Source organism: Candidatus Eisenbacteria bacterium (assembly GCA_005893305.1).
In the GTDB taxonomy this organism is placed as follows: Bacteria; Eisenbacteria; RBG-16-71-46; order SZUA-252; family SZUA-252; genus WS-9.
Genome location: VBOZ01000018.1, coordinates 1 through 15,074 on the forward strand (window position 1 = coordinate 1; position 15,074 = coordinate 15,074).

Annotated in this window: 13 protein-coding genes, 1 tRNA gene and 1 pseudogene; all 15 read right to left on the reverse strand. The window is 63.8% G+C overall.

Annotation, left to right across the window (positions count from 1 at the left end; genetic code table 11):
• On the reverse strand, nucleotides 1-122 hold a 122-nt coding region (tuf, locus tag E6K79_07315; GenBank protein TMQ64580.1), incomplete at its 3' end, for an elongation factor Tu.
• Nucleotides 123-169: 47 nt separating this feature from the next.
• Complete coding sequence (gene fusA, locus E6K79_07320) at nucleotides 170-2,251, reverse strand: elongation factor G (GenBank protein TMQ64581.1); 2,082 nt, start codon at nucleotides 2,249-2,251, stop codon at nucleotides 170-172.
• Nucleotides 2,252-2,272: 21 nt separating this feature from the next.
• Entirely contained in the window at nucleotides 2,273-2,743 is a 471-nt protein-coding gene (gene rpsG, locus E6K79_07325) for a 30S ribosomal protein S7 (protein TMQ64582.1), read from the reverse strand.
• Between the two features lie 3 nt (nucleotides 2,744-2,746).
• On the reverse strand, nucleotides 2,747-3,124 hold the full coding sequence (locus E6K79_07330) for a 30S ribosomal protein S12 (GenBank protein ID TMQ64583.1): 378 nt from the start codon (nucleotides 3,122-3,124) through the stop codon (nucleotides 2,747-2,749).
• 66 nt (nucleotides 3,125-3,190) lie between these two features.
• On the reverse strand, nucleotides 3,191-7,333 hold the full coding sequence (rpoC, locus tag E6K79_07335) for a DNA-directed RNA polymerase subunit beta' (GenBank protein ID TMQ64584.1): 4,143 nt from the start codon (nucleotides 7,331-7,333) through the stop codon (nucleotides 3,191-3,193).
• 19 nt (nucleotides 7,334-7,352) lie between these two features.
• Nucleotides 7,353-11,219 (reverse strand): DNA-directed RNA polymerase subunit beta, encoded by a 3,867-nt coding sequence (rpoB, locus tag E6K79_07340; GenBank protein TMQ64585.1) that lies wholly within the window; start codon nucleotides 11,217-11,219, stop codon nucleotides 7,353-7,355.
• 73 nt (nucleotides 11,220-11,292) lie between these two features.
• The gene (locus tag E6K79_07345) at nucleotides 11,293-11,634 is read right to left on the reverse strand and encodes a 50S ribosomal protein L7/L12 (protein TMQ64591.1); all 342 of its coding nucleotides are present in this window, start codon (nucleotides 11,632-11,634) and stop codon (nucleotides 11,293-11,295) included.
• Nucleotides 11,635-11,739: 105 nt separating this feature from the next.
• A complete protein-coding gene (locus tag E6K79_07350; protein ID TMQ64586.1) occupies nucleotides 11,740-12,255 on the reverse strand; it encodes a 50S ribosomal protein L10 in 516 nt (171 codons plus the stop codon).
• A gap of 44 nt (nucleotides 12,256-12,299) precedes the next feature.
• Nucleotides 12,300-13,004 (reverse strand): 50S ribosomal protein L1, encoded by a 705-nt coding sequence (locus tag E6K79_07355; GenBank protein ID TMQ64587.1) that lies wholly within the window; start codon nucleotides 13,002-13,004, stop codon nucleotides 12,300-12,302.
• A gap of 8 nt (nucleotides 13,005-13,012) precedes the next feature.
• On the reverse strand, nucleotides 13,013-13,444 hold the full coding sequence (gene rplK, locus E6K79_07360; GenBank protein ID TMQ64588.1) for a 50S ribosomal protein L11: 432 nt from the start codon (nucleotides 13,442-13,444) through the stop codon (nucleotides 13,013-13,015).
• A 24-nt stretch (nucleotides 13,445-13,468) separates the two neighbouring features.
• Entirely contained in the window at nucleotides 13,469-13,996 is a 528-nt protein-coding gene (gene nusG / locus E6K79_07365; protein TMQ64589.1) for a transcription termination/antitermination factor NusG, read from the reverse strand.
• A gap of 17 nt (nucleotides 13,997-14,013) precedes the next feature.
• Entirely contained in the window at nucleotides 14,014-14,205 is a 192-nt protein-coding gene (gene secE / locus E6K79_07370; GenBank protein TMQ64590.1) for a preprotein translocase subunit SecE, read from the reverse strand.
• Nucleotides 14,206-14,283: 78 nt separating this feature from the next.
• A tRNA-Trp gene (locus E6K79_07375) sits at nucleotides 14,284-14,361 on the reverse strand.
• 20 nt (nucleotides 14,362-14,381) lie between these two features.
• Nucleotides 14,382-14,531 carry a 50S ribosomal protein L33 gene (gene rpmG / locus E6K79_07380; protein TMQ64592.1) on the reverse strand — a complete coding sequence of 50 codons (150 nt, stop codon included), beginning with the start codon at nucleotides 14,529-14,531 and terminating at the stop codon, nucleotides 14,382-14,384.
• An 18-nt stretch (nucleotides 14,532-14,549) separates the two neighbouring features.
• A pseudogene (gene tuf, locus E6K79_07385) lies at nucleotides 14,550-15,074 on the reverse strand (elongation factor Tu).

Consider the following 15,074-nt stretch of genomic DNA (forward strand, 5'->3'; position numbering starts at 1 on the left):
GGATTCTTCTGCGACAACACCATCGTGATCGCCGCCGTCAACGTCGTCTTCCCGTGATCCACGTGTCCGATCGTTCCCACGTTCACGTGCGGCTTCGTCCGCTCAAATTTCTGCTTCGCCATCCTTCAATCTCCTCCGTCCGCGCGGGCCAAGGCCCGGACGCGCCGGTTCAGACTCCCTTTACCTTCGCGACGATCTGCTCCGCCATCGCGGCGGGCATCTCCTCATACCGCGAGAACTGCATCGAGTAGACCGCGCGTCCCTGCGTGATGGAGCGCAGCCGTGTCGAGTATCCGAACATCTCCGAAAGCGGCACCGACGACGCGACGACGCGCGCGTCCGACCGCTGGAACATCCCTCCGATGCGCCCGCGCCGGGAGCTCAGGTCGCCGATGACGTCTCCCATATATTCCTCGGGCACCACCACCTCGACGTCCATGATCGGCTCGAGCAGCTTGGGGATGGCCTTAGCGGCCGCCTCCTTGAACGCCATCGATCCCGCGATCTTGAACGCCATCTCCGACGAGTCCACCTCGTGGTACTGCCCGTCGATCAGCGACACCTTGATGTCCACGACGGGATAGCCGGCCATGATGCCGTTCTCCATCGCGTCGATGATGCCTTTCTCCACCGAGGGGATGTACTCCCTCGGAATCGCGCCGCCCCGAATCTCGTTCTCCCATACGAAGCCGCCGCCCGGAGGCATCGGCTCCAGCATGATCGTGACGTCGGCGAACTGGCCGCGGCCGCCCGTCTGGCGCGCGAAGCGGGTGCGCTGCTCGACCTTCCTGCTGATCGTCTCTTTATAGGCAACCTGCGGCTTTCCGATGTTGGCCTGCACGTTGAACTCGCGGACCATCCGGTCGACGAGGATCTCGAGGTGAAGCTCGCCCATCCCCGAGATCAGCGTCTGGCCCGAGTCCTCGTCCGTCTTCACGCGGAACGTCGGGTCCTCGTCCTGGAGCTTCGCGAGCGCGTTGGACATACGCTCCTCGTCCGACTTGGTCTTCGGCTCGATCGCGACCTGGATCACCGGCTCGGGGAAGTGCATCGCCTCGAGGATGATCGGATGATCCTTCTCGCAGAGCGTGTCGCCGGTGTGGACGTTCTTGAGCCCCACCGCCGCGGCGATCTCGCCGCAGAACACTTCCTCGCGCTCCTCGCGCTTGTTCGCGTGCATCTCGACCACGCGGCCCAAGCGCTCTCCCTTTTCCTTGTTCGCGTTATAGATGTGCATGCCGGGCCGAATCTTTCCGGAGTACACCCGGAAGAAGGTCAGCTTTCCGACATAGGGGTCGGTCATGATCTTGAACGCGAGCGCCGCGAAGTGCTCCTCGTCCGAGGCCTTCCGCTCTTCGGGCTCCATCGTGTCCGGGTTCAGTCCCTTGACCGGCGGCATGTCCGCGGGGGCGGGGAGGTAGGCCACGACGGCGTCGAGAAGCTTCTGGATTCCCTTGTTCTTGAACGCCGTCCCGCCCAGCACCGGAACGATCTTTCCCGCGAGCGTGCCCTTGCGGATGGCCCGCCGGATCATGTCCGAGTCCGAGTCCTTCCCTTCGAGATAGAGGTGCAGGAGCTCGTCGTCGTACTCCGCGACCGCTTCGAGCATGTGGTGCCGTTGCTCGGCGGCGGCGGCGGCCAGATCGCGCGGGACTTCTCCCTCGATATAGGTGGCGCCCAAATCGTCGCTCTCGTAGGTGATCGTCTTCATTTCGATGAGATCAATCATCCCTGTGTAGACGTCTCCGACATGGATCGGCATCTGGAGCGGTACCGCGGTCGCGCCCAGTCGATCCCTCATCATGCCCACCACGAAATTGAAGTCCGCGCCGACGCGATCCAGCTTGTTGACGAACGCGATGCGCGGAACGTTGTACTTGTCCGCCTGCCGCCAGACCGTCTCAGACTGCGGCTCAACGCCGCCCACGCCGCAAAACACGGCGACGGCGCCGTCCAGCACGCGCAGCGAACGCTCCACTTCGACCGTGAAGTCGACGTGGCCGGGCGTGTCGATGATGTTGACCTGGTGATCCTTCCAGAAGCAGGTCGTGGCCGCCGATGTGATGGTGATGCCCCGCTCGCGCTCTTGCTCCATCCAGTCCATGGTCGCGGCGCCGTCATGGACTTCACCCATCCGATGCACCTTCCCCGTGTAATAGAGGATGCGCTCCGTCAGGGTCGTCTTGCCGGCATCGATGTGGGCCATGATGCCGATGTTGCGCATATGAGAAAGATCGAACTGCCTGGGCACTCCGAAACCGTCCTTAACCGCTTACCAGCGATAGTGAGCGAACGCCTTGTTGGCCTCCGCCATCTTGTGCGTATCTTCCCGCTTCTTTACAGCTCCGCCTTCATTCTTCGACGCTGCGATGACCTCGGCGGCGAGCCGTTCGGCCATCGTGTGATCGGGCCGGCTGCGGGAGTACTGGATGAGCCACCGCAGCGCGAGCGCCGTCCGGCGGTCCTGGCGAACCTCGACTGGAACCTGATACGTGGCGCCGCCGACGCGCCGTGACTTCACCTCGAGAACCGGCTTCACGTTGGTCATGGCCGCCTTGAGCGTGGTCAAGCCGTCCTGACTGATCTTCTTCTCGATGATGTCCATCGCGCCGTAGAAGATGCGCTCCGCCGTGCTCTTCTTTCCCGCCATCATCAGACAGTTGACGAAGCGGGTGACGAGCACGTTGTTGTAGCGCGCATCCGGCTGAAGCTCGATTCGATGGATCTTCGCTGCGCGACGCATAGGCTACTGGGCCTTCTTTCTCTTCGTGCCGTACTTGGAGCGGCTCTGCTGGCGACCCTCGACGCCGGAGGCGTCCAGCGTTCCGCGGACCACGTGGTAACGCACGCCGGGGAGGTCCTTGACGCGGCCCCCCCGGATCAAAACGATGGAGTGCTCTTGCAAGTTATGCCCCTCGCCCGGGATGTAACACGTCACTTCCATCCCGTTCGTGAGGCGAACGCGGGCCACCTTGCGGAGCGCCGAGTTCGGCTTCTTCGGCGTGGATGTATAGACGCGCGTGCAGACGCCGCGTTTCTGCGGAGCCCCTTTCAAGGCCGGCGATGCGGTCTTCGAGAGCTGCATCTTTCGGCCTTGTCGCACGAGCTGGTTCAGGGTCGGCACTAAATTTCTCCCACTGTTGGTTTCAGGCGCAAAGACTCGGCATACTAAGGAGTTCCGCCGATCGGGTCAAGCACTTTTTACCTCTTCCTCGACCGGGGACGGTTTCTCCACCTCATCTTCATCATCTTCAACGACTTCGATCCCGCGATAGCGCGAGATTCCGGTCCCGGCCGGGATCAGGTGACCGATGATCACGTTCTCCTTGAGCCCACGCAGGTGGTCGGTCATCCCGAGCACCGAAGCCTCAGTCAACACACGAGTTGTCTCCTGGAACGAGGCCGACGAGATGAAGCTCTGCGTGGAGAGCGAGGCCTTCGTAATTCCAAGCAATAGCGGCTGATAGGTGGCCGGCTGGCCGCCTTCCGCCTCCACGCGCGTCTGCTCGATCTTGAGCAGGTTCTTGTCGACCTGCTCCCCCTCCAGGAAGTTCGTGTCGCCCGGATCCTCGATTCTGACCTTTTGAAGCATCTGCCGGACGATGACCTCGATGTGCTTGTCGTCGATCCGCACTCCCTGCAGCCGGTAGACCTCCTGAATCTCGTTCACGAGGTACTCCTGCACCGCCTGGATCCCCTTGATCTTGAGGGTGTCGTGCGGGTTCACGGGCCCTTCCGTCAGCCGGTCCCCGGCGTGGACGTAGTCGCCCTCCTGGACGTGGAGATGCTTCCCCTGCGGGATCAGGTATTCCTTCTGCTCGCCCGAGTCCGCGGTGACGACGAGCTTCTTCATTCCACGGCTCACGCCGCCGAATTCCACGCGCCCGTCGATTTCCGAGACCGTCGCGGCGTCCTTCGGCTTCCGCGCCTCGAACAGCTCGCTCACGCGGGGCAGACCGCCCGTGATGTCGCGCGTCTTCGAGATCTCGCGCCGGATCTTGACCACCGCCTCGCCGGCCGTGACCTCCTGCCCGTCGCGGACCAAAAGCCGCGCGCCGGTCGGGAGCGGATAGCTCGCCACCCGCCGATCGTTCTTGCCCACGATGTCGACGTGTGGATGGAGCACCTTCTCGCGGTCGTCGATGATGACCATGAGCCGAAGCCCCGTGTTCTCGTCCACCTCGTCCCGGACCGTGACCTTCTCCTTGATATCAACGAAGCGCACCGTTCCGGGCTTCTCGGTGAGAATCGGCGTATTGAACGTGTCCCATTCGAAGAGGTCGTCGCCCAACGCCACGTCGGAGCCGTCCCGGAGGTGCACGGTGGCGCCGTAGGGCGGCGAGTAGCGGTGGCGGATCTTCCCGTCGGTGCCATGGAGCTCGATCTGCCCCTTGTGCCCGACGACCACAAGCGACCCGTTCGACCGCTCGACGGTCTCGAGGTCGCGGAACGTGACCTTGCCGACCGTCTTGGCCTTGATCTTCGACTGCTCGACGATGCGGCCCGCCACGCCTCCGATGTGGAACGTCCGGAGCGTGAGCTGCGTTCCCGGCTCCCCGATCGACTGCGCCGCGATGACGCCGACCGCCTCGCCCAGATCGACCATCCGACCCGTCGCGAGGTTGCGTCCGTAGCACTTCGCGCACGCGCCGCGCGGCGCCTCGCACTTCAGAACCGAGCGGATCGCCACCTTCTCGATGCGCCCGCTTTCCTCGATCGCGGCGGCCGCGACCTCGTCGATTTCCCCGCCGGCCCGCACGAGGACGTCGCTGGTGTTCGGATCCACGATGTCCTCGATCGCGACCCGCCCGAGCACGCGGTCACCCAGCGGCTCGATGATTTCCTCGCCTTCCTTGAGCGCTCCCACTTCCAATCCGTTCACGGTGCCGCAGTCGTCGATGTTGATGATGACGTCCTGGGCCACGTCCACGAGACGGCGCGTGAGATATCCGGCGTCCGCGGTCTTGAGCGCGGTGTCGGCCAGGCCCTTGCGGGCGCCGTGGGTCGAGACGAAGTACTCCAACACCGTGAGGCCTTCCTTGAAATTATGGATAACCGGCGTCTCGATGATCTCGCCGAGACCGCCCGTGATCTTCTTCTGAGGCTTCGCCATCAGCCCGCGCATGCCGGCGAGCTGGCGGATCTGCTCCTTCGTGCCGCGCGATCCCGAATACGCCATCATGTAGATCGGATTGAACCCGTCCCGGTCCTTCGCGAGACCCTGGAACGTCTCCTCCTCGACCTCGGTGGTGACGAGCGTCCAGGTATTGATGACCTGGTTGTACCGCTCGCCGTCCGTGATCACCCGCTGCTGGTACTGGCGGTTGATGTGCGCCACGTCGGTCTGGGCGCGCGCGATGATCTCCGGCTTCCGGGGCGGGATCATGATGTCGTCGATCCCCACCGTGATGCCGGCCTGGGTCGCGTACGTGAACCCGAGGCTCTTGAGCGAGTCGAGAAGCAGCGCGGTGGTCCTGTCGCCGAGCGCCCGGTGGCAGTCGCTCACCAGCTGCTCCAGCGCCTTCTTGTCCATCTCATCGTTGTTGAACGCGATCCCCCACGGCACGAGCGCCTCGTTGAAGAGGACCCGGCCGACGGTGGTCTCGATCCGCTCGCCGTTGATGCGGCAGACGATTTGGTCGTGGAGTCCCGCCTGCGCGTGATCGTAGGCCGATCGAACCTCTTCCATGCTCCCGTACATCTTCGCCCTCTTGCCCTCGGGCAGAGGCCGCGCCTTCGTCATGTAGTTACACCCGAGCACGATGTCCTGGCTGGGCGACGCGACCGGCCGGCCGTTCGAGGGGAGCAGGATGTTGTTCGTCGAGAGCATGAGCATCCGCGTCTCGATCTGCGCCTCGAAGGAGAGCGGCACGTGCACCGCCATCTGATCGCCGTCGAAGTCCGCGTTGAACGCCCCGCAGACCATCGGGTGGATGCGGATCGCCTTCCCCTCGACCAGCACCGGCTCGAACGCCTGGATTCCAAGGCGGTGGAGTGTCGGCGCGCGGTTCAAGAGGACGGGGTGGCCCGTGATGATGTCGCCGAGGATGTCCCAGACCTCCGGGCGCTCGCGCTCGACGAGCCGCTTCGCGCTCTTCACGGTCTGGACGAATCCCTTGTCCTCGAGCTTCCGGATGATGAACGGCTTGAAGAGCTCCAGCGCCATGTTCTTCGGAATGCCGCACTGGTGGAGCTTGAGCTCGGGGCCGACGACGATGACCGAGCGGCCCGAGTAATCCACCCGCTTTCCAAGCAGGTTCTGGCGGAAGCGCCCCTGCTTGCCCTTGAGCATGTCCGAGAGCGACTTGAGCGGCCGGTTGCCCTGACCGCGCACGGCCCTGCTGCGGCGGCCGTTGTCGAAGAGCGCGTCGACCGCTTCCTGGAGCATCCGCTTCTCGTTCCGGAGAATGACCTCCGGCGCCCGGATGTCGATGAGCGTCTTGAGCCGGTTATTCCGATTGATGACGCGGCGGTAGAGATCGTTCAGATCCGACGTCGCGAACCGCCCGCCCTCGAGCGGGACCAGCGGCCGAAGATCCGGCGGCAGCACCGGGATCACGCCGAGGATCATCCACTCCGGACGGTTTCCGCTCTGGCGGAACGCCTCCACGATGCGGAGCCGCTTCAGCGTCTCCTTCTTCCGCTGCACCGAGTTTTCGATCTTGGCGATGGCGCGAAGCTCGGCCGACAGCTCGTCGAGATCAATCTCTTGTAAGAGATCCCGGATCGCCTCGGCGCCCATCTTGGCCGTGAGCGTGATCGTCTCGTCCTGCGTCAGCTCGTAGTACTCGTCCTCCGAGATCAGCTGCTTCTTCTTCAGGCCGCTGGTTCCCGGCTCGATGACGACGTACGACTCGTAGTAGAGGACCCGCTCCAGATCGCGGATCGACATGTCCAGGAGATGCCCGATGCGGCTGGGGACCGCCTTGAAATACCAGATGTGGGAAACCGGGACCGCGAGGTTGATGTGGCCGAGCCGCTCCCGGCGGACCTTGGCCTGCGTGACCTCGACGCCGCACCGGTCGCAGATGACCCCGCGGTAGCGGATCCGCTTGTACTTGCCGCAATTGCACTCCCAGTCCTTCACCGGTCCGAAGATCTTCTCGCAGAACAGTCCGTCCCGTTCCGGCTTGAAGGACCGGTAATTGATGGTCTCGGGCTTCGTAACCTCGCCGTGCGACCAGCTCCGGATCGTCTCCGGGGAGGCCAGCATGATGCGAATCGAGTTGAATGAAAGCCGGCGGGTGCGCACATCCCGCTCGTCCGGCCGCGTCAGCGAGAAGCGCTGGCGCTCGGTGGCGAGTGGGGACTTGATTCCAAAAAGTTCCTGCATTGTCTCGCGCCTCCTCGGCTTAGGGCTCGTCCCGAAGTTGGACGTCCATGCAAAGGCTCTGGAGCTCCTTGACCAGCACGTTGAACGACTCGGGCGTGCTGGGCGAGGGAGGATTCTCTCCCTTGACGATCGCCTCGTAGATGCGTGACCGCCCCGTGACGTCGTCCGACTTCACGGTGAGAAGCTCCTGGAGCGTGAACGCCGCGCCGTACGCCTCGAGCGCCCACACCTCCATTTCGCCGAATCGCTGTCCTCCGAATTGCGCCTTGCCGCCCAGCGGCTGCTGGGTGACCAGGGAGTACGGCCCGATCGACCGGGCGTGGATCTTGTCGTCGACCAAGTGGGAGAGCTTCATCATGTAGATGTAGCCCACCGTGACCCGTTGATCGAACGACTCGCCCGTGCGCCCGTCGAATAGAACCGATTTGCCGTCCTCGGGCATGTTGGCATCCCGGAGACAGGCCTTGATCTCGTCCACCGTGGCGCCCGCGAACACCGGGGTCGCCGCGGTAATGCCGACCTCATGAGCAGCCCACCCGAGGTGGGTCTCCAAAATCTGGCCGATGTTCATACGCGAAGGCACGCCGAGCGGGTTCAAAACCATGTCCACCGGCGTTCCGTCCGGGAGGTACGGCAAGTCCTCCTCGGCGAGGATCTTCGCGACGACGCCCTTGTTGCCGTGGCGTCCGGCCATCTTGTCGCCCACGGAGAGCTTCCGCTTCTTGGCGACGTACACCTTCACGAGCTTGACCACGCCGGGCGGAAGCTCGTCCCCGCGCGTGACCTTCTCGATCTCCTTCTCTAGATTTTTCTCGACCCGGTCCATCGCCCGCGCGGCGCCTTCGAGAATGCTCCAGAAGCGGTCGTTCACCGCCTCGTCGCGCGTGATGGCGGTCCGGTACGGAACGGCGTCCAGATCGGCCTTCGAAAGGAACTCCTCGTCGATCTTCTTGCCCGAGCGGGCCACCGACTTGTCGTTCTCTCCCTCGATCCACTTGTTGACGAATTCGCCGACGACAGCCCGGGCGACTTCCGCGGCCCGCGTCTCCAAGATCCGATCCTTCTCCTTCTTCGCCTGACGGCGGAGCCGGTCGATTTTCCGCTTCTCCTGCTTCTTGGTCGATTCGTCCTTCTCGCGGCGGCTGAAGACCTTGGTGTCGATCACGACGCCGTCCATTCCCGGGGGCGCCTTGAGCGATGCATCCCGAACGTCTCCCGCCTTCTCTCCGAAGATCGCGCGCAGCAGGCGCTCCTCGGGCGTCAGATCGGTCTCGCCCTTCGGCGTGACCTTCCCGACCAGAATGTCGCCCGCCTTGACGCGCGCGCCGATCCGGACGATCCCTTCCTCGTCGAGGTTCTTGACCGCTTCCTCGCTCACGTTCGGGATCTCGCGGGTGATTTCCTCGGCGCCGCGCTTCGTGTCGCGTACTTGAAGCTCGAATTCCTCGATATGGATCGAGGTGAAGCGGTCATCCTTGATCAACCGCTCCGACACGAGGATCGCGTCCTCGAAGTTATAGCCGCCCCAGGGCATGAACGCGACCAGCACGTTCGCCCCGAGCGCCAGCTCGCCGTTTCGCGTCGCGGCGCCGTCGGCCAGGAGCTGCCCCTTCTTCACGCGGTCGCCCTCGCTCACGAGCGGCCTCTGATTGATGCAGGTGTCCTGGTTCGACCGGCGGAACTTGGTCAGGCGGTAGGTATCGATGCCCGCCATCTCCGAGTAATCGACGGTGCGGGATTTCCCTTCGGCCTGGTCGTATCGCACCAGGATGGAATCGCCCGACACGGCCTCCACCACGCCGCCGCGCCTCGCGATGACGAGCGCGCCCGAATCCTCCGCCACCTTCCCTTCCAGGCCGGTGCCGACCAGGGGCGCCTCGGTAAAGAGGAGCGGAACCGCCTGGCGCTGCATGTTCGAGCCCATCAGCGCTCGGTTCGCGTCGTCGTGCTCGAGGAACGGGATGAGCGCGGCCGCGGGGCTGACCAGCTGAATCGGTGAGATATCCATGTAGTCGACGTTCGCCGGCTCGACGAACGGGAACTCGCCTCGCTCCCGGACGTTCTGTGGTCCGTGCAGCTTTCCGTTCGGATCGACCGCGGCGTTCGCCTGGGCGATCTTGAAGTGGTCCTCCACGTCGGCCGAGAGGAATTGGACCTGCTTCCGGTCGACGAGACCGTTCTGGACCTTGCGGTACGGCGTCTCGAGGAAGCCGAGATCATTGACGCGCGCGTAGGTCGCGAGCGAGGAGATGAGGCCGATGTTCGGGCCTTCCGGCGTCTCGATGGGGCACATCCGGCCGTAGTGCGTGTAATGCACGTCGCGCACCTCGAACCCCGCGCGATCGCGCGTGAGCCCGCCCGGCCCGAGCGCCGAGAGCCGCCGCTTGTGCGTCAGCTCCGCCAGCGGATTGGTCTGGTCCATGAACTGCGAGAGCTGGCTGGACCCGAAGAAGCTCTGGATCACGGCCGAGATCGTGCGCGCGTTGATCAGGTCGTACGGCGTGACCTGGTCCGCGTCCTGGAGCGTCATGCGCTCCCGGATGATCCGCGCCATCCGCGCGAGTCCGACATTGAACTGGTTCGCGAGGAGCTCGCCCACAGCGCGGACGCGCCGGTTGCCGAGATGGTCGATATCGTCCGTCGTGACGACGACGCCCGGCACCTCTCCGCCCAGCCGCAGGTGGACCAGGTAGGTGATGATGACCAGGAAGTCCTCGGGACAGAGGGTCGTCTGGGTATCGTCGGGCACCTCGAGCGCGAGCCGCTTGCGCCGCTCCTTGCCGCCCAAGAGGTGCTCGTGCGGAAGCTTCCGGTTCAGCTTGTAGCGTCCGACCTTGGCCAGGTCGTAGCGCTTCGGGTTGAAGAAGAGCTTCTTCAAGATGTCACGCGCGGTGTCCGCGCGGGGCGGCTCGCCCGGTCTTAACAAATTATAGATGCGGGTGAGGGCTTCCTCCTCCGTTTTCGTCGAATCCTTCTTCAACGTGTTCCGGAGGATGTCCGCTTCGTCGCTGTGCGGAATGACGAAGGTGCGGACGGTCGAGAAGGCAGCCTTGCGGAGGCCCTCGATCCGCTCCATCGTGATGATCTCGTTCGCCTCGAGCAGGACTTCGCCGGTCTTCTCGTCAACGACGTCCTCGGCCGCCACCTTGCCCAGCGCGTCCGGCTCCTTCTTGGAGCGCGGGCCCCCGATCTCCTCCTCCTCGGTCTCGTAGAAGAGCTGGAGGATTTCCCGATCGGAGACGTAGCTCAGCGCCTTCAGAAGCACCGTGACCGGCAGCTTCCGCTTTCGGTCGATGTGGACATACATGATGTCGTTCACATCGAGGCTGAACTCCACCCACGATCCCCGGTAGGGGATGATGCGGGCCGTGTAGAGCTTCTTCCCGCTCGGGTGGACGGACTCGTCGAAGAACACGCCGGGAGAGCGGTGAAGCTGGCTGACGATCACGCGCTCGGCGCCGTTGATAATGAAGGTCCCCTTGTCGGTGATGATCGGAAGCTCGCCTAGGTAGACCTCCTGCTCGATGATGCTCTTGTCTTTCCGTCCCTCCTCCGTGTCCTCGCGGATCCGGAGGCGCAGGGTCGCCTTGAGCGGGACCGAGTAGGTCAGATCGCGCTCCTGGCACTCATCCATCGAATATTTCGGTTCGCCCAGGTCGTATCGGACGAACTCAAGCGAGAAAAATTCCCGCGGGTCGCTGATGGGGAAGACGCTCTGGAATACTTCCTGGAGGCCTTCGTTCTTGCGCTTCAAGGGATCGATCTCTGCCTGCAAAAAGCCGCGGAACGAATCCAGCTGCACGTCGAGCAGGTTGGGGATCTGAATGTCCCAATCCCGTTCGATCTTGCTGAAGCTGCGTCGCTCCTTGCTGCGGATTGCTTTCACGTCGTTCGCACCCTTTCGGTATGGCCCAGTGCTCTGGCTGCCGGCCGCCGAACCTCCGCGCGCCGGCTACGAATTACCGAATCTCGACTGAGGCCCCGTTTTCCTCCAACTTTTGCTTGATCGTCTGCGACTCTTCCTTGGAAACCTTCTCCTTCACCGCCTTGGGGGCGCCGTCGACCAAGTCCTTGGCCTCCTTGAGACCAAGACCGGTGACCTCGCGGACCACCTTGATGACCTGGATTTTCTTGTCGCCGGCCGCCATGAGAACGACGTCGAACTCGGTCTTCTCCTCGACCGCCGCCGCGGCTCCCGCCCCGCCCATGCCCGGCATCGCGGCCATCATCGGCATGGCCGCCGTGACGCCGAAATGATCCTCGAGCCTCTTCACGAGGCCCGAGACCTCGAGCATCGTCATGCCTTCCAAAAGGGTGATGATCTGCTGGTCCTTAGTCGCTGCTTCCACGATTTGGTCCTCCTCCGAATATTCCCCGGGCGACGCCGCGGGGGTTGGCCGCGGGGTCTACCCCTGCTTCTTCTTCCCGATGGCGTCGATCACGCCCACCATTTGCCGTAGCGAGCCCGAGAGCACGCCCACGAAACCCTGCATGGGCGAGCGCAGACCGCCGATGAACTGGCCCAGCAGCACCTCGCGGGGCGGGAGCTGAGCCAATTTCTTGATTCCATCCGGCCCGTAGACGTGGCCGGCCACGTACGCCGCCTTGACGGACGGCCTCTCAAACTCCTTCGCGAAGTCCGAAAGGATCTTCGCGGCGCTCACCTCGTCGGCGCCGAACGCGATTCCGGTCGGCCCCTCGAGGTAGGAGTCGAGCGTCGGAACGCCCTGCTTCTTGAGCGCGATCTTGGTGAGGGTGTTCTTGGCGACGCGGTACTCCACCTTCGCGTCGCGGAGCCGCCGGCGCATCTTCCCCACCAGCTCCACGTTCATGCCCTGAAAGTCGGTCAGATAGATCGACTTGGAGCGGGCAATCAACTCCGCCAGCGATTCGACGGCCTGTTCTTTTTCGGCTGTGGCCATGGACGTTTCTTCTCCGTCGGTCGGTTCTTATTGAGAACGTCGGGCTACGCTTTCAAACCCACTTGCGCGGCGGATGGGTCCAGCCGCACCGGCGGGCCCATCGTGGAGCTCAAGGTCACGCTCCGCACGTATTGCCCCTTCGCGCCGGCCGGCTTCTGCCGCATCACCTCACGAAGGAACGTCTCGACGTTTGCGAGGAGCTGCTCCTTCGCGAAGGATGCCTTCCCCACGGGCGCGTGCAGGTTTCCCGCCTTGTCGACGCGGTATTCGATCTTTCCGGACTTCACCTCGCGCACGGCCTTGGCGATGTCCATCGTCACCGTTCCGCTTCTCGGATTCGGCATGAGGCCCCGTGGTCCCAGAACGCGTCCCAGCTTGCCGACCTCGCCCATCATGTCCGGCGTCGCGATGATGCTGTCCACGTCCAGCCAGCCCTCGTTGAGCTTCTTGATCCACTCGTCCGAGCCGGCGTAATCCGCGCCGGCCTCGCGGGCCTCGCGCTCCTTGTCCCCTTTGGTCAGAACCAGCACGCGGACCTTCTTGCCGGTGCCGTGCGGGAGGACGACGGTGCCGCGAACCTGCTGCTCGGCGTGCCTCGGATCGACACCCAGGCGCATGGCGACCTCGATCGTCTCGTCGAACTTCGCGGTCGCCGACTGCTTCAAGCGGTCGATCGCCTGCGGCAGATCCGTGAGCTTCTCCATGCCGATCGTCCCGATCCCTTTCCGATAGCGCTTTCCGGTTTTCATGGGTTCCGTTACGCCTCCACCTCAATCCCCATGCTCCTCGCGGTCCCTTCCACCATTCGGATGGCGGCCGCCAGGTCATTGGAATTGAGATCGGGCTTCTTGATCTCGGCGATCTCGCGGACCTGGGCGGCGGTCACCTTCGCCACCTTGTTCCGATTCGGCTCGCCGGATCCCTTCGCGATGCCCGCGGCGCGCTTCAAGAGCACGGCGGCGGGCGGGGTCTTCGTGATGAAGGTGAACGACCGGTCGTTGTAGACCGTGATCACCACCGGAATGATGAGGCCCGGCTGCCCCTGGGTCCGCGCGTTGAAACCCTTGCAGAACTCCATGATGTTCACGCCGTGCTGGCCGAGCGCCGGACCGATCGGAGGCGCGGGCGTCGCGTTTCCGGCGGGCACCTGGAGCTTCACGATCGCTTGGATTGGTTTTGTCTTCGCCATTCGGATCCTCTCGCTGCCGGTCCGCTAGACCGGTTGTACTTGTAGAAAATCGAGCTCGACGGGCGTCGCGCGGCCGAAGATCGAAACCATGACCTTGACCTTCTGGCGCTCCGGATTCACCTCGTCCACCACGCCGGTGAAGTCGGTGAACGGCCCATCGACGACCTTCACGTGCTCGCCGGACTTGAACGGAACCTCGGCGGAGCCGCGCAGGCGGCCGCCGGCCTCCATGTGGCCGAGAATCCGCTTCACCTCCGCCTCGCGGAGGGGAATCGGATCCTGTCCCGAGCCCACGAACCGGGTGACGCCGGGCACGTTCTGCACCACGAGCCTCGTCTCCTGGTTCAGGTCCATCTCCACGAGCACGTACGAAGGGAACGTCTTTCGCTTCGACGTGATGCGCTTGCCATCCTTCATCTCGGCGAACTCCTCGGTCGCTACGAGGATTTGGCCGAAGTGCGGCTCCAAGCCGGCGGCGTGGATGGCCCGCTCCAAATTGGTCTTTACCTTGTTCTCATGCCCCGAGTAGGTGTGGATCACGTACCAATCCATGGACGAGCTTTCTCCCATCAGCCGACGAGGCGGACCAGCGCTTCGAATGCAAACGAAAGGACGCGGTCCACGATCCCGATGAAGACCGCCATCAAGAAGACCATCACGATGACGACCATCGTGGATTCGCGAAGCTCCGCGGCGGTCGGCCAGCTGACCTTGGTCATCTCGACGCGTACGTCCTTGACGTAATCGGAGACGCTCTGCATCACGCTCCGTCTGACTTCGGGTTTTTCAGTCGTCGTTTCTGCGCGCACGTCTCCGCCCTTTCCGGTGCTCCAATATCGTGGCAGGCCAGGAGGGATTCGAACCCCCGACTCCCGGTTTTGGAGACCGGTGCTCTAGCCGGACTGAGCTACTGGCCTACCCGGTCCCGCCCGGCGTATTACCGGGTCTCTTTATGCAGCGTGTGCTTCCGGCAGCGCGGGCAGAACTTCTTCCACTCCACGCGGTCCGGATGCTTCCGCTTGTTCTTGGTGTTGGTGTAGTTCCGCTCTTTGCAGTCGTTGCAGGCTAGCGTGATTAGGTCTCGAATGCTGGATCGCCCGCCGCCCTACTCGGTGACTTCCGCGACGACGCCGGCGCCCACGGTCCGGCCACCCTCGCGAATGGCGAACCGAAGCTCCTTCTCCATCGCGATCGGCGTGATCAACTCGATCGCCAACTCCACGTTATCCCCAGGCATCACCATCTCCCGACCCTCCGGCAACGTCGCCACCCCAGTCACGTCCCGATTCCCGAACTAAAACTGGGGCCGATACCCACTGAAGCACGGCCTGTGCCGGCCACCCTCTTCCTTCGTCAGGATGTACGCGCTCCCCTTGAACTTCTTGTGCGGCGTGATGCTCTTCGGCCATGCCAGCACCATCCCCCGCTCCAATGCCTCCTTGTCAATCCCACGTAGCAGCAACCCCACGTTGTCCCCCGCCTGCGCGTCATCCAACAGCTTGCGGAACATCTCCACCCCCGTCACCACCGTCTCCCGCGTCTCCCGCAAGCCGATGATCTCCACCTTGTCCCCTACCTTCACCTTCCCCCGCTCCACTCGCCCCGTCCCCACCGTCCCACGCCCCGAGAT

Bases quoted from the DNA above. Each gene is read 5' to 3' on its own strand.
- E6K79_07355 (TMQ64587.1), bottom strand. From the start codon at position 13,004: ATGAAAACCGGAAAGCGCTATCGGAAAGGGATCGGGACGATCGGCATG.
- E6K79_07350 (TMQ64586.1), bottom strand. From the start codon at position 12,255: ATGGCCACAGCCGAAAAAGAACAGGCCGTCGAATCGCTGGCGGAGTTG.
- nusG (TMQ64589.1), bottom strand. From the start codon at position 13,996: ATGGATTGGTACGTGATCCACACCTACTCGGGGCATGAGAACAAGGTA.
- secE (TMQ64590.1), bottom strand. From the start codon at position 14,205: ATGCAGAGCGTCTCCGATTACGTCAAGGACGTACGCGTCGAGATGACC.
- E6K79_07345 (TMQ64591.1), bottom strand. From the start codon at position 11,634: ATGACGATGCTCGAGGTCTCGGGCCTCGTGAAGAGGCTCGAGGATCAT.
- rpsG (TMQ64582.1), bottom strand. From the start codon at position 2,743: ATGCGTCGCGCAGCGAAGATCCATCGAATCGAGCTTCAGCCGGATGCG.
- rplK (TMQ64588.1), bottom strand. From the start codon at position 13,444: ATGGCGAAGACAAAACCAATCCAAGCGATCGTGAAGCTCCAGGTGCCC.
- rpoC (TMQ64584.1), bottom strand. From the start codon at position 7,333: ATGCAGGAACTTTTTGGAATCAAGTCCCCACTCGCCACCGAGCGCCAG.